The following is a 13,277-nucleotide window of genomic DNA, read 5'->3' as shown; positions in this document are numbered from 1 at the left end:
CGACGCAGGCATTCACGGCCCTGGCGCTGGCCAACATCTACCTGGGGCGCAAGGAGTTGCTGGCACAGGTGCGTCCGTAGGGGCGCAAAGTGGGCCCAAAGGCCCGCGAACCTAGCCCCAAGGGGTTAGAAAACGACTCGTTTTGGCCGGATTCGGCGCATTCTTGTTATCAGTACCCCGGAAGAGCCATTTTGAATGGCCTTGTTCAGCATTGCCTAGACCGGGGAAATAGGCGCCACGCCCACGGCCTTGTAGTTTTTATTGACCACGTCTTCCATCATTCGCTGCTGGCCGGTGATGTCGTCCTCACTGGCGGCGGCAAAAACGTCCACTTCTACGCCACGCTTCTTGGCTTCGGCCATCACGCCGTCCTTCATGGAGACCCAGTACGGGCTAGCCAGTGTTTTCAGCACGATGGCGTAGTCAGCGGCTTGTGCGGCCGAGAGCAAGCCCAAGGACAAAGTAGTGGCACTTGCCAGAGTAATTGCGATTTTTTTTAGTTTCATGTTGACTCCTGTGACGCGTCATACGCCGTTTTTTTGTTGCTTTTCCATGTGACGAAATAGTGAAGAGCGATGGTTTTTAAGGTGGTGAAAATCCTTTATCAGTGGAGGTTGGAGTTACTGCCACAGACGTCCAGGCCATGCTTAGTCTCCTGTGACCCCGATGGTCTTGTTAATTTGCCGCGAGTCTAAGTCCGCCATCAATATGGCATATTTGGTATTATTTAATTCGATTTTTGTTATAAATATGAAAACTATCGACCACAAAGAGTTTTCACCTACGTTAAATACAGATTAAATAGCGCATTGGAGTACATTTAGTGTTCCACGACCCGGTTGCCGCTTCCAATGCAAATTACCCATATCCTCGATGCTGAAGCTGCAACCGTTGCGCCCGCGGTTACTTTTAAATTGGGAAAACTCGAGGTACAGAGCGAACTCGCCAAACTGATCTCGGTGCAACCCGGTATAGGTAGAGCAGATATAGCGCGGCTAACAGGTATGGCACGGTCGACGGTTTCTGACCATGTGCAACCCTTGTTGGACCTTGGTTTGTTCAGCGAACTACGGGCTCGCTATGCAGGTCGAGGAAGACCCTCGGTGGGACTCACGTTGAATGCCCGCGCCGGCATTGTTCTGGTCGCGGATATTGGCATCACGCACGTCAGGCTGGTGATTGCCGATCTGACACGCAACAAGTTGGCAGAAGATGCTTTCACCCCAGACTTCAAGGTGGCACCGGAAGTCCTGCTGGACAAAGTCGTCAGCCATTTCGATACATTGATGCGAGAAAACCTGTTGCAATCCATCCGAGTCCGAACACTGGTTGTAGGAGTCGCCAGTCCCGTCGATTTTGAAAATGGCGTGTCCGTCCGTCCCCCGATCATGCCGGGTTGGGATGGTTTTCCGATTGCGGCATGGCTGCGGAAAAAGATGGGGATCACCGTGCTGGTCGACAACGATGTCAATCTCATGGCACTCGGAGAAGCACGTTCCAGATTGGCTTCGGCATCACCCCTGCTTTTCGTCAAGGTTGCCAGCGGCATCGGATGCGGCATCATCACCAAGGATGGAGCGCTACACCGGGGTGCCGATGGAGATGCCGGAGACATTGGCCATATCCGGGCAGAAAATGGTGGCAATGTGACGTGCGCTTGCGGCAATGTGGGATGCATTGAAGCTATTGCTTCAGTACCTTCTATTGTTGGGCAGATCCGCCAAGCACGAGGGCTCGAACCCAGTGAAGAAATCGAGCTCTCAGCCCTCGTCGCGGCAGGCGACACCCTGGCGATACGACTGGTTCGAGAAGCAGCCGCTCAAATTGGTGAGGTCGTCGCGACCTTGGTGAATATGTTCAACCCATCTTGCATCGTGCTGGGCGGAAAACTGGCGCATATGAGTGACGATTTACTGTCAGGCGTACGCGCTGCCGTCTATAGACGTGCACCGCCTTTGGCAACCCGCCGATTGACCATTGAAAATTCTCGCGTTGGCAGGGAAGCCGGTGTACTCGGTGGTATTGCGCTGGGTGTAGATAACGTGCTGTCCACCCAAGGACTGCAAAAAATACAGTCGCGCCCATAGCGGTCAACAAAGACAGCTCCCCAGCTTGGCAGACGACCCACAGGGCAGACAATCGCTCAACTGCCTGGGGTTAGAACGCGTAACTGGCTATCTGATCGAATCCGCGCTGGGGCATCAGACTGGACTTGTCTGTGACCACAATGACTGCAACAAATAAAGTCCGTCGCGATCGATGTGAATTGCCCCGGCTTTTGTGGAGGTCATGTTGAATGAGTCAGGCCGACATTGCCCGGATCGATCGAATGACTGCTTTATGCAGAGTAACTGGTAAATGTGTACCAAGAGCCACCCGCAGCAACCGCTGCATAGCCGGCAGTAGCAACTGCGAAGCGACTGGTTACGCACATAGAACCAAATTGCCATGCTAAAAAAGGGATCACCGGCCCCTTTTTTGGATTACAAATTCCCGACGGACTTTATTTGCTCCAGTCAGCCGCACACGTGCCCGTCATTCGACGGTCACACTCTTCGCCAAATTGCGCGGCTTGTCCACATCCGTGCCTCGCGCACATGCCGTGTGGTACGCCAGCAATTGCAGCGGCACCACGTGCAGCAGGGGTGACAGCGCGCCGTAGTGCTCGGGCATGCGGATCACGTGCAGGCCTTCGCCGCTGACGATGTGGGAGTCGGCATCGGCCAGCACGTAGAGCACGCCGCCGCGGGCGCGGACTTCTTGCAGATTGCTTTTCAGCTTTTCGATCAGCGTGTCGTTCGGGGCCACGGCCACCACCGGCATCTCACTGGTCACCAGGGCCAGCGGGCCGTGTTTGAGCTCACCTGCGGCGTAGGCTTCGGCGTGGATGTAGGTAATTTCCTTGAGCTTGAGCGCGCCTTCCAAGGCGATGGGGTAGTGCAGGCCACGGCCCAGGAACAGTGCATTCTCTTTCGGCGCGAAGTCTTCGGCCCAAGCGATGAGCTGGGGCTCCAGAGCCAGCACGGCTTGCAGGGCGGCGGGCAGGTGGCGCATGGCTTTGAGGTGCCCGGCTTCTTCGTCGGCGCTCAGGCGGCTCTTGGTTTTGGCCAATGCAAGGGTCAACAAAAACAAGCCTGCCAACTGGGTGGTGAAGGCCTTGGTAGAAGCCACGCCGATCTCGACCCCGGCGCGGGTGATGTAAGCCAACTCGCATTCGCGCACCATGGCCGAGGTGGAGACGTTGCAGACCGTCAGCGTGTGCTGCATGCCCAAGCCTTGGGCGTGGCGCAGTGCCGCCAGGGTGTCGGCGGTTTCGCCAGACTGGGTGATGGTGACCACCAGCGTCTTGGGGTTGGGCACTGAGTCGCGGTAGCGGTATTCGCTGGCAATCTCTACCTGGGTGGGGACTTTGGCGATGGATTCCAGCCAGTATTTGGCAGTGCAGCCGCTGTAGTAGCTGGTGCCGCAGGCCAGGATGAGCACCGAGTCGATGTCGGCAAACACCTTGGCGGCATCGCCACCGTTGGGGCCGTCGAATAGGCCTGGCACGATGGATGTCACGCCTTCCAGCGTGTCGCCGATGGCGCGGGGCTGCTCGAAAATTTCTTTCTGCATGTAGTGGCGGTACGGGCCCAGTTCAGCCGCGCCGCTGTGGGCGTGCACGGTTTTGACGCTGCGAATGACAGGCTTGTGGGCCTTGTCCACGATCCAGTATTTGCCTAGTTGCACGTCCACCACGTCACCCTCTTCCAGGTAGACGATCTGGTCGGTCACGCCGGCCAACGCCATGGCATCGCTGGCCAAAAAGATCTCGCCCTGGCCCACGCCCAGGATCAGGGGTGAACCGGCACGGGCACCGATGATGCGGTGCGGCTCGTCTTTACTGAACACGGCAATCGCGTAGCCGCCGCGTAGTTGCAGCACGGTGGCCTTGACGGCTTCAAACAGGTCGCCGTTGTACAGGCTATCGACCAGGTGGGCGATGACTTCGGTGTCGGTCTGGCTGGTGAACACGTAGCCCTTGGCTTGCAGGGCGGCGCGGAGTTCGTCGTGGTTTTCGATGATGCCGTTGTGCACCAGGGCGATGCGGCCGGGACGGTCGGCTGAATCTTTGCCGGGGCCGTGGCTGAAATGGGGATGGGCGTTGTGCACCGCGGGTGCGCCGTGGGTGGCCCAGCGGGTGTGGGCGATGCCGGTGCCGCCTTCGATATGGTCCTCGGCCACCTGGGTCATCAGCTCGGCCACGCGCGAGGTGCTGCGGGCGCGGCGCAGGGCACCGGTGTTTTGGGTGGTCTGGCCGTTGTCCTGGATGGCCACGCCGCAGGAGTCATAGCCCCGGTACTCTAGCCGTTGCAGGCCCTGGACCAGGATAGGGACGATATTGCGGGTAGAGACTGCGCCAACGATGCCACACATAGAAAACTCCGAGGTTGTTGAGTGAGCGGATGTTAAGCTCTAGCCTCAATCCAAAGGTTTCAATATTTCACGTTATTTGTAGTTTAATTTCTCGAATACAAATACAAGAAATTAAATTTCATTTATATTAAATTTATGGAACAAATAAATCTAGACAATACCGACCTGCGCCTGCTGCACCAGCTGCAGATAGATGCGTCGCTGAGCAACCTCGCCCTGGCCGAGCTGGTGCATGTATCCGCACCTACCTGCCTGCGCCGGGTCAAGCGGCTGGTGGAAGCGGGGCTGATCGAGCGGCAGGTGGCTATTTTGAGTGCCGACAAACTGGCGGTGCAGCAGGGCCACGGCCTCACGGCCATCGTTGAGATCACGCTGGACCGGCAGGACGAGGAACGCTTGGCCGCTTTCGAGCTGCGGGTGGCTGCCGATGAAGCCGTGCAGCAGTGCTACCGCGTGTCGCCCGGGCCTGATTTCTGCTTGGTGGTGTTTGCGCACGACATGCCGGGCTACTTGGCGCTGGCGCAGCGCTTGTTTACCGTTGACGCCAATGTGCGCAATGTGAAGGCATTTTTTAGCCTCAAGCGCAGCAAATTTGCACCGTTTGTGCCGGTGCTCCCCGCATGACCCGGGGCTTTACAGCCTTGGGGCACAGAGTCAGCCTGTATGCATTTACATTACCCGCACCATGACGCATTACAAAACGATTTACAAATGCAGCCAATGCGGTGCCACCAGCTACCAGCCCGTGATTGGCCGCGATGCCAGCGGCGCGCTCCTGCCGACCGGCGTGTACCGCTGCACCGGCTGCCGGGTTACCTTCACCGACCCCAAAGACTGGTGGGGCCACCCCGGTGCCACCACCGCAGCCCCAGTACAGGCCAACCCGCATGCAGGCACCTCGCCCGGTAGCTGATTGCTATATTTTTAAACCAAAAAACTAGATGTAAAAATAGCGTCTAGCGTATATTAAACATACGCTAGACGCTATTTTTTTAGGAGTAAATTTTCACACCCTAGGCTGCAGTGCTACGCATCTTTCGCCTCCCCCCTCGTATCTGTTTGAAAAACAGATACGACAAGCAGCCGGGCAAAGCCAGTTCTGCGGTGTTTCTGGATGGCATGCGTTATGTCAGCACGAGGGAGCTCAGTCGTTACTTTTCTGAAGTGACAACGTCAACTAGTGGGCATCCGCCATTTTGGCGGCGGCAATGGCCTCATCGGCCCCGCCCTTGGCCCCGTTGAAATACAGGTTCAGCGCCACCGCCGCGATGGATGCCAGCAGAATGCCAGACTCGATCAAGGGGTGCAGGCTGTGCGGCATCCACTGTTTGAAGTTGGGCGCAATCAGCGGCACCATGCCGATGCCGATGGAAATGGCCACGATCAGCGCGTTGAAGCGGTTGGTTTTGAAGTCCACCCCGCCCAGGATGCGGATACCGGTGGCGGCCACCATGCCAAACATCACCAGCCCCGCGCCGCCCAGCACCACGGTGGGCAGGGATTCGACCAGCGCCGCCATCTTGGGCAGCAGGCCCAGCAAAATCAGCAGCAAGCCCCCGGCCACACAGACAAACCGGCTCTTCACCCCGGTCACCGCCACCAGGCCCACATTCTGCGAAAAGCTGGTGTAAGGGAAGGTATTGAAGATGCCGCCGATCAACGTGCCCAGGCCGTCGGTGCGCAGGCCCCGGGTCAGCGCCGCCTGGTCCACCTTGCGCCCTGTCATGTCGCCCAGCGCCAGAAACATGCCGGTGGACTCGATCATCACCACCACCATCACCAGCGACATGGTCAGGATCAGCACCGGGTCAAAGATGGGCAGCGCAATCTCGAACGGCAGCACCAAGTCGAACCACGCGGCCTTGCCGACTTTTTCAAACGTCATCAGCCCCAGCGCGCTGGCCACCACCCCGCCCGCCACGATCCCGAGCAGCACCGAGATATTGGCAAAAAAACCCTTGGCATACTTGGCGATCAGCAAAATGGTCACCAGCACCAGCGCGGCAATGCCCACGCCGGTGAGGTCGGCGTACTTGGGGTTGGGCACGCTGGGCGCAATAGCCAAGCCAGCAGGCACCGGCGGCAGGGGCGAGCCGGGCGCGGTGGCCACGGCGGCGGCATTGGCCAGCCACTGGGCGTGGTCGGGGTTGACCACGCTGGGCGCGGTGGGGCCAAACGGGTTGCCAAAAATCCAGTTGATGCCCACACGCATCAGGCTGATGCCAATGACCGCGATGATGGTGCCGGTGACCACCGGCGGAAAAAACCGCAGCAGGCGGCTCACCAGCGGCGCAATCAAAATAGACACCACGCCCGCGCCGATGATGGAGCCAAACACCAGACCCGCGCCCTCCAAGCCGGGGTGGCTGTTGGCCATGGCAACCATGGGGGCTACCGACGCAAAGGTCACGCCCATCATCACCGGCAGCTTGATGCCAAACCACTGCGTAGTCCCCAGCGCCTGGATCAACGTGACCAGACCGCAGCAAAACAGATCGGCCGAAATCAGCATGCCCACCTGCTCCGGGCTGAGCTTGAGCGCGCGGCCTACGATGAGCGGCACGGCCACGGCACCGGCGTACATCACCAGCACGTGCTGCAGGCCCAGGGCGGTGAGCTGCGCGGCGGGCAGGCGTTCTTCTACGGGGTCTGGCAGGACGGGCAACATAGGCGGCTCTCGGGTGAATGGATGGATGCCAATATGAAGCATGAAACAGGCCACCCACGCCCACAGATTTCTGCAACGCCGGCCACCAGAAATTTCAGCCCCAGCACCGGCCCTGGCTGCTTATAGTCAAAGACCTGCCGACCCCACACACCATGAACACCTCCCCCCTTGAAGACCGCCCGCAGGTGCTCAGCCGCCGTGCCGAGGTCGCCAGCGCCCTGGCCGCCGCCCTGCCCCGCCACGCCATCCTGTCACGCACAGAAGACACCACGCCTTACGAATGCGACGGCCTGACCGCCTACCGCGCCCAGCCGCTGGTGGTGGTGCTGCCCGAAACCGAGGCCCAGGTGGCCGCGGTGCTGCAGATCTGCCACCGAATGGGCGTGCCCATCGTGGCCCGGGGTGCGGGTACGGGCCTGTCGGGCGGAGCCATGCCGCACACCCTGGGTGTGACGCTGTCACTGGCCAAGTTCAACCGCATCCTGCAGGTAGACCCGCTGGCCTGCACCGCCACCGTGCAGTGCGGCGTGCGCAACCTGGCCATCAGCGAAGCTGCGGCGCCCCACGGCCTGTACTACGCCCCCGACCCGAGCAGCCAGATCGCCTGCACGATAGGCGGCAACGTGGCCGAAAACTCCGGCGGCGTGCACTGCCTGAAGTACGGCCTCACCCTGCATAACGTGCTGCGGGTGCGCGGCTTCACCGTGGAAGGCGAGGTGGTGGAATTCGGCTCGGAAGCGCTGGACGTGCCCGGCCTGGACCTGCTGCCCCTCATCATCGGCAGCGAGGGCATGCTGGCCGTGACCACCGAGGTCACCGTCAAGCTCATCCCCAAGCCGCAAATCGCCCGCTGCATCATGGCCAGCTTTGACACCGTGGAGGCTGCGGGCAACGCCGTGGCCAGCGTCATCGCCGCGGGCATCATCCCCGCCGGGCTGGAGCTGATGGACAAGCGCATGACCGCCGCCGTAGAAGACTTTGTGCATGCCGGTTACGACCTGAATGCCGCCGCCATCCTGCTGTGCGAGAGCGACGGCACCCTGGAAGAGGTGGAAGAAGAAATTGCCCACATGCGCAGCGTGCTGGAGGCCAACGGGGCATCCGGCATCGCCATCAGCCGCGACGAAGCCCAGCGCCTGAAGTTCTGGAGCGGCCGCAAAAACGCCTTTCCGGCCTCGGGCCGCATCAGCCCCGACTACATGTGCATGGACTCCACCATTCCGCGCAAAAAGCTGGCCGAAATTCTGCGCGCCATCGAGGCCATGGAAACCCAGTACGGCCTGGCCTGCGCCAATGTGTTCCACGCGGGTGATGGCAACCTGCACCCGCTCATCTTGTTCGATGCCAACGACCCCGACCAGATGCACCGCTGCGAGCTGTTTGGCGCGGACATTCTGGAAACCAGCGTGCGCCTGGGCGGCACGGTGACTGGCGAGCACGGCGTGGGCGTGGAAAAGCTCAACTCCATGTGTGTGCAGTTCAGCGCGCCCGAGCGGGAGCAAATGTTTGCCGTCAAGCGCGCCTTCGACCCGGTGGAACTGCTGAACCCCGGCAAGGTCATCCCCAGCCTCCAGCGCTGCGCCGAATACGGCAAGCTCACCGTGCTGCGCGGCCTGCTGCCCTTCCCCCATTTGCCAAGATTCTGATGATCACCCAAGACCCTGTTTTACAGCGCCTGATCGACCAGGTCCGTAGCGCCCACAAGCCCCTGGACATCCAGGGCGGCAACACCAAGCATTTCTACGGCGAGATTCCCCACGGCGAGGTGCTGGACATGCGCCCGCTGACCGGCATCAGCAGCTATGAGCCCAGCGAACTGGTGGTCACCGTGCGGGCAGGCACCCGACTGGCCGAGCTGGAGGCCCGCCTGGCCGAGAAAGGCCAGTGCCTGCCCTTTGAGCCGCCACGTTTCGGCCCAGACGGCACGGTCGGCGGCATGGTCGCCGCGGGCCTGTCCGGCCCATCGCGCGCCAGCGTGGGCTGCGTGCGCGACTACGTACTGGGCACCACGGTACTGAACGGCCAAGGCGAGGTGCTGAGCTTTGGCGGCCAAGTCATCAAGAACGTGGCCGGGTACGACGTGTCGCGCGTCATGGCAGGGTCGCTGGGCGTGCTGGGCGTGATCTGCGAGGTATCGCTCAAGGTGCTTCCTATCGCCACGGCCACCGCCACGCGGGTGTTTGCCATGGACGAAGCCGCCGCTTTGAAACAACTCAACGCCTGGGCCGGCCAGCCGCTGCCCATCAACGCCAGCGCCTGGCACCACGGCCAGTTGCACCTGCGGCTGGCGGGTGCGCAGGCGGCCGTGACCGCGGCCTGCGCCAAGCTAGGCGGCACGGTGGTGGAGCCGGAAATAGCCACCAGCTGGTGGGACAGCGTGCGCGACCACCAGCACGCCTTCTTCCACCTCGACAGCAACCACCTGGCCAAGGGCGAACACCTGTGGCGCCTCTCGGTACCCGCCACCACCCCGCCGCTGGACCTGCCGGGGGTGCAGTGCATCGAATGGGGCGGGGCCCAGCGCTGGTTACGCGGCCAGGCCACCGTCAAACAGGTCCGCGCCGCGGCGGTCCGAGCCGGTGGCCATGCCACCTTGTTCCGTGGCGCTGCGCCGCGCACCGAGGTCTTCACACCGCTGTCGGCCCCGTTGCAGCGCATCCACAAAGGCCTGAAAACCGCCTTCGATCCCCGGGGGATCTTCAACCCTGGCCGTATGTACCCCGGGCTATAAAAATGCAAACCAATTTATCGGCCGAATTCAAGAACACCGCCGACGGCCAAGCCGCCGAGGCCATCCTGCGCAAATGCGTGCACTGCGGCTTCTGCACCGCCACCTGCCCCACCTACCAGCTGCTGGGCGACGAGCTGGACGGGCCCCGAGGCCGCATCTACCTGATGAAACAGGTGCTGGAAGGGGCCGAGGTGACCCGCAGCACCCAGCAGCACCTGGACCGCTGCCTGACCTGCCGCAACTGTGAATCCACCTGCCCCAGCGGCGTGGAGTATGGCGCGCTGGTAGACATCGGGCGGCGCATCGTTGATGCGAGGGTGGAACGCCCTACCCTGGAAAAGGCCGCCCGTTGGCTGCTCAAGGAAGGCCTGACCTCTCCGCTGTTCGCTCCGGCGATGAAGGCTGGCCAGATCCTGCGCCCGCTACTGCCCCCGGTGCTGAAGAAAAAAGTACCGGCTGCCACCGCCGCCAAGCCCTGGCCCACCCGCGAGCACGCCCGCAAGGTGCTGATGCTGACCGGCTGTGTGCAACCGGCCATGATGCCCAATATCAACAGCGCCACCGCCCGCGTGCTGGACGCAGCGGGTATCCAGACCCTGGTGGCCGAGAAGGCCGGTTGCTGCGGCGCGCTGCGCAGCCACCTGGGCGACCACGCCGGCGGCCTGGATGACATGCGCCGCAACATCGACGCCTGGTGGCCGCTGCTACAAGCCCATAAACCCGAGGCCATCGTGATGAACGCCAGCGGCTGTGGTGTGATGGTCAAAGACTACGCCCACGCCCTGGCCGCCGACCCGGCCTACGCCCACAAAGCCACCTTAATCAGCGAGCTGACCCGCGACCTGAGCGAACTGCTGCCCGATTTGGTGGAGGCCCTGCGCGACAAGGTGAGGGTCGGTGACATCACCCAACTCGCCTTCCACCCGCCCTGTACGCTGCAACACGGCCAACAGCTGCGCGGCGGGGTGGAGACGCACCTGGGCGCGCTGGGCTTCAAGGTACAAATAGCGGGATCAGAAAGCCATTTGTGCTGCGGCTCGGCGGGTACCTACTCGGTGCTGCAGCCTACGCTGGCGTACCAGTTGCGCGACCGCAAGCTACAAAACCTGGAACCGCTGGGCGCGCAAGTGATCGTCTCGGCCAACATTGGCTGCATCCAGCACCTGCAAAGCGGTACAGCCACGCCGGTACGGCACTGGGTAGAGGTGCTGGACGAGGCTATTTTTTCGCATTAAATTGGCCTCTAGCGCATACTCCACCTACGCTAGTAGCTATAGAAACTGCAGTATCAGTCCACCAGCGTGGTGGCGACACTGATGTCGCCTTCCAGTACGCGGTGGATCGGGCATTTGTTGGCGATCTCCAACAGCTTGGCACGGTCTTCGGGCGTGATGTCGCCTTCAATATGCAGGCTGCGCTGGAGCTGGTAGCGCACCTGGCCGTCTTCGGTTTTGCCTTCCTCGTGGCTAATGTCCACCCGCAGGTCGGTCACGGCCAGCTTGCGGCGGCGGATGTACAGCTCCAGCGTCAGCACGGTGCAGGCGGCCAGGGCCGAATCCAGCAGGTCGTGCGGGTCGGGGGCCAGGTCGTCGGAGCCCAGAGTTTTGTCCACATCGGCGTGCCAGGCGTGGCGGCCATTGGTGAGGGTGGTGAGTGCGCCTTGAGCGCGGTGCAGGCGGGCTTGGATGGGCATGGGGGCATTCTGTAAGGTGGAGGGGTAGAGGCACTGTACAACCCACCATGGAACTTCGCGCCCCATCGCCACTCCTAGTAATTACCCGTATTGCAAGTGCAATAAAACACGCTTAGCACTCGAAGCCATAGAGTGCTAATATTCGGACTTAGAGAAAAGGAATCTGGTATGAACCTTCAAACTGGAACGATGTCCTCCGCGCTGGCCGCCCCCAATCCCTGGGCGATGGTGCCGCCGCTAGGCAACCTCGACGCATATATTTCGGCAGTCAACCGCATGCCCATGCTCACCCTCGAGCAAGAGCAGCAGTTTGCCCGCCAACTTAAAAACGATCACGACGTCGATGCCGCCGGAAAGCTGGTGATGTCCCACCTGCGCTTGGTTGTGTCCGTGGCCCGCCAGTACCTGGGCTACGGCCTGCCGCACGGCGACCTGATCCAGGAAGGCAACGTTGGCCTGATGAAGGCCGTGAAGCGCTTCGACCCCGACCAAGGCGTACGTCTGGTCAGCTACGCGCTGCATTGGATCAAGGCCGAGATGCACGAGTACATCCTGAAAAACTGCCGTATGGTCAAGGTGGCCACCACTAAGGCGCAGCGCAAGCTGTTCTTTAACCTGCGGTCGATGAAGCAAGGTTTCAAGTCCGACTCGGCGGCCATGGACGGTGCCACCCACCGCGAAACCCTGAGCGAGTCTGAAATCGAGTCGATGGCGACCCAGCTCAAGGTCAAGCGCGAAGACGTGATCGAGATGGAAACCCGCCTGTCGGGCGGCGACGTGATGCTGGACCCAGGTCCGAGCGACGACGGCGAAGACAGCTATGGCCCGATCGCCTACCTGGCCGACACCCACCAGGAGCCCACCGCCCTGCTGGAAGCCCGCGACCGCGACTACCTGGCGGGCGACGGCATCCAAAGCGCCCTGGAAGGCCTGGACGAGCGCAGCCGCCGGATTGTGGAAGAGCGCTGGCTGAAAGTGGCCGATGACGGCTCCGGCGGCATGACGCTGCACGATCTGGCTGCGGTCTACGGTGTCAGCGCCGAGCGGATTCGCCAGATCGAAACCGCCGCCATGAAGAAGATGAAAAAGTCGCTGGCCGAATACGCTTGATCGTTGCATCGGCACTCTGAAAAAAAGGACCTCTCGGTCCTTTTTTTACGCCGTCTGTTTGAGCAGCAGCTTCAAATCTCCGGCCAGTGCCGCCGCCCCGCCGCCGTAGCGGGCGTACAGGCGCAAGCGGCCCTGCGTGTCGTACACGTAGCTGCCCGCAGAGTGGTCCATGGTGTAGCTGGTGGGCGTGGGGCCGTCCACCTTTTTGTAATACACCTTGTAGTCTTTGGCCAGTGCGGCCAGTTGCGTGGGCGTGGGGATCAGGGCCAGGAAGGTCGGGTCGAAGTTGGCCATGTAGGCCTTCAGCACCTCGGGCGTGTCGCGGGCCGGGTCAACGGTGACGAAGATGCCTTGCAGCTTGTCGCCATCTGCGCCCAAGGATTTTTTGACCTCGGCCAGCTCGGCCATCGAGGTGGGGCACACGTCCGGGCACTGGGTGTAGCCAAAGAACACCACCACCATCTTGCCCGCAAAGTCTTTCAGGCTGCGCGGCTGGCCGTTGTGGTCGGTGAGCTGGAAGTCTTTGGCGTAGTCGGCCCCGGTCAGGTCCACCGCCACAAACTTGGCCGGAGGTTCAGAACAAGCAACAAATAGGCTGCTAGCGCATATAGTACCTACGCTAGCAGCTATTAATTTAAGAGCATTTCGTTTGTGCATGG

At 61.3% G+C, this 13,277-nt stretch carries 12 protein-coding genes; 7 read left to right on the top strand and 5 right to left on the bottom strand.

The window, feature by feature from the left end; all coding sequences use genetic code 11:
- Nucleotides 1–215 precede the first annotated feature (215 nt).
- Entirely contained in the window at nucleotides 216–506 is a 291-nt protein-coding gene (locus Q0T48_RS03545) for a substrate-binding domain-containing protein (RefSeq protein WP_295952467.1), read from the bottom strand.
- A gap of 345 nt (nucleotides 507–851) precedes the next feature.
- Here Q0T48_RS03545 and Q0T48_RS03540 point away from each other — a divergent pair, with 345 nt between their 5' ends.
- A complete protein-coding gene (locus tag Q0T48_RS03540; RefSeq protein WP_295952464.1) occupies nucleotides 852–2,087 on the top strand; it encodes an ROK family protein in 1,236 nt (411 codons plus the stop codon).
- Between the two features lie 448 nt (nucleotides 2,088–2,535).
- Here the strand turns inward: Q0T48_RS03540 and glmS are convergent, their stop codons facing one another.
- The gene (glmS, locus tag Q0T48_RS03535) at nucleotides 2,536–4,416 is read right to left on the bottom strand and encodes a glutamine--fructose-6-phosphate transaminase (isomerizing) (RefSeq protein WP_295952462.1); all 1,881 of its coding nucleotides are present in this window, start codon (nucleotides 4,414–4,416) and stop codon (nucleotides 2,536–2,538) included.
- Between the two features lie 135 nt (nucleotides 4,417–4,551).
- Here glmS and Q0T48_RS03530 point away from each other — a divergent pair, with 135 nt between their 5' ends.
- Together Q0T48_RS03530 and Q0T48_RS03525 are read left to right on the top strand one after the other, a co-directional pair.
- Nucleotides 4,552–5,040, top strand: a complete 489-nt coding sequence (locus Q0T48_RS03530; RefSeq protein WP_295952459.1) for an Lrp/AsnC family transcriptional regulator — start codon at nucleotides 4,552–4,554, stop codon at nucleotides 5,038–5,040.
- Between the two features lie 61 nt (nucleotides 5,041–5,101).
- Nucleotides 5,102–5,329, top strand: a complete 228-nt coding sequence (locus Q0T48_RS03525; RefSeq protein WP_295952457.1) for a hypothetical protein — start codon at nucleotides 5,102–5,104, stop codon at nucleotides 5,327–5,329.
- A 264-nt stretch (nucleotides 5,330–5,593) separates the two neighbouring features.
- On the opposite strand, the gene Q0T48_RS03520 is transcribed toward Q0T48_RS03525, so the two are convergent.
- Nucleotides 5,594–7,084 carry a nucleobase:cation symporter-2 family protein gene (locus tag Q0T48_RS03520; RefSeq protein ID WP_295952454.1) on the bottom strand — a complete coding sequence of 497 codons (1,491 nt, stop codon included), beginning with the start codon at nucleotides 7,082–7,084 and terminating at the stop codon, nucleotides 5,594–5,596.
- A gap of 152 nt (nucleotides 7,085–7,236) precedes the next feature.
- On the opposite strand from Q0T48_RS03520, the gene Q0T48_RS03515 reads away from it, so the two are divergent.
- Genes Q0T48_RS03515 through glcF form a run of 3 tightly spaced genes read left to right on the top strand, consistent with a single transcriptional unit; the run spans nucleotide 7,237 to nucleotide 11,050 of the window.
- On the top strand, nucleotides 7,237–8,730 hold the full coding sequence (locus Q0T48_RS03515; RefSeq protein WP_295952452.1) for an FAD-linked oxidase C-terminal domain-containing protein: 1,494 nt from the start codon (nucleotides 7,237–7,239) through the stop codon (nucleotides 8,728–8,730).
- On the top strand, nucleotides 8,730–9,815 hold the full coding sequence (gene glcE, locus Q0T48_RS03510; protein ID WP_295952448.1) for a glycolate oxidase subunit GlcE: 1,086 nt from the start codon (nucleotides 8,730–8,732) through the stop codon (nucleotides 9,813–9,815). Before Q0T48_RS03515 ends, glcE begins: the two co-directional genes overlap by 1 nt.
- 2 nt (nucleotides 9,816–9,817) lie before the next feature.
- Nucleotides 9,818–11,050, top strand: a complete 1,233-nt coding sequence (gene glcF, locus Q0T48_RS03505) for a glycolate oxidase subunit GlcF (RefSeq protein WP_295952445.1) — start codon at nucleotides 9,818–9,820, stop codon at nucleotides 11,048–11,050.
- A 53-nt stretch (nucleotides 11,051–11,103) separates the two neighbouring features.
- Here glcF and Q0T48_RS03500 read toward each other — a convergent pair whose 3' ends face one another.
- Nucleotides 11,104–11,508, bottom strand: coding sequence for an OsmC family protein (locus Q0T48_RS03500; RefSeq protein WP_295952442.1), 405 nt, complete (start codon nucleotides 11,506–11,508; stop codon nucleotides 11,104–11,106).
- A gap of 168 nt (nucleotides 11,509–11,676) precedes the next feature.
- Between Q0T48_RS03500 and rpoH the strand changes: the two genes are divergently transcribed.
- A complete protein-coding gene (gene rpoH, locus Q0T48_RS03495) occupies nucleotides 11,677–12,618 on the top strand; it encodes an RNA polymerase sigma factor RpoH (protein WP_295952440.1) in 942 nt (313 codons plus the stop codon).
- A 45-nt stretch (nucleotides 12,619–12,663) separates the two neighbouring features.
- Here the strand turns inward: rpoH and Q0T48_RS03490 are convergent, their stop codons facing one another.
- Nucleotides 12,664–13,275 carry an SCO family protein gene (locus Q0T48_RS03490; RefSeq protein WP_295952438.1) on the bottom strand — a complete coding sequence of 204 codons (612 nt, stop codon included), beginning with the start codon at nucleotides 13,273–13,275 and terminating at the stop codon, nucleotides 12,664–12,666.
- Nucleotides 13,276–13,277 lie beyond the last annotated feature (2 nt).

Origin of the sequence: Rhodoferax sp., from assembly GCF_025354435.1 — a bacterium.
Classification (GTDB): Bacteria; Pseudomonadota; Gammaproteobacteria; order Burkholderiales; family Burkholderiaceae_C; genus Rhodoferax_B.
This window is presented reverse-complemented; position numbering and strand designations above follow the sequence as displayed.

Coding starts and splice junctions, on each gene's coding strand:
- Q0T48_RS03545 (WP_295952467.1), bottom strand. CDS start 506: ATGAAACTAAAAAAAATCGCAATTACTCTGGCAAGTGCCACTACTTTG.
- Q0T48_RS03540 (WP_295952464.1), top strand. CDS start 852: ATGCAAATTACCCATATCCTCGATGCTGAAGCTGCAACCGTTGCGCCC.
- glmS (WP_295952462.1), bottom strand. CDS start 4,416: ATGTGTGGCATCGTTGGCGCAGTCTCTACCCGCAATATCGTCCCTATC.
- Q0T48_RS03530 (WP_295952459.1), top strand. CDS start 4,552: ATGGAACAAATAAATCTAGACAATACCGACCTGCGCCTGCTGCACCAG.
- Q0T48_RS03525 (WP_295952457.1), top strand. CDS start 5,102: ATGACGCATTACAAAACGATTTACAAATGCAGCCAATGCGGTGCCACC.
- Q0T48_RS03520 (WP_295952454.1), bottom strand. CDS start 7,084: ATGTTGCCCGTCCTGCCAGACCCCGTAGAAGAACGCCTGCCCGCCGCG.
- Q0T48_RS03515 (WP_295952452.1), top strand. CDS start 7,237: ATGAACACCTCCCCCCTTGAAGACCGCCCGCAGGTGCTCAGCCGCCGT.
- glcE (WP_295952448.1), top strand. CDS start 8,730: ATGATCACCCAAGACCCTGTTTTACAGCGCCTGATCGACCAGGTCCGT.
- glcF (WP_295952445.1), top strand. CDS start 9,818: ATGCAAACCAATTTATCGGCCGAATTCAAGAACACCGCCGACGGCCAA.
- Q0T48_RS03500 (WP_295952442.1), bottom strand. CDS start 11,508: ATGCCCATCCAAGCCCGCCTGCACCGCGCTCAAGGCGCACTCACCACC.
- rpoH (WP_295952440.1), top strand. CDS start 11,677: ATGAACCTTCAAACTGGAACGATGTCCTCCGCGCTGGCCGCCCCCAAT.
- Q0T48_RS03490 (WP_295952438.1), bottom strand. CDS start 13,275: ATGCACAAACGAAATGCTCTTAAATTAATAGCTGCTAGCGTAGGTACT.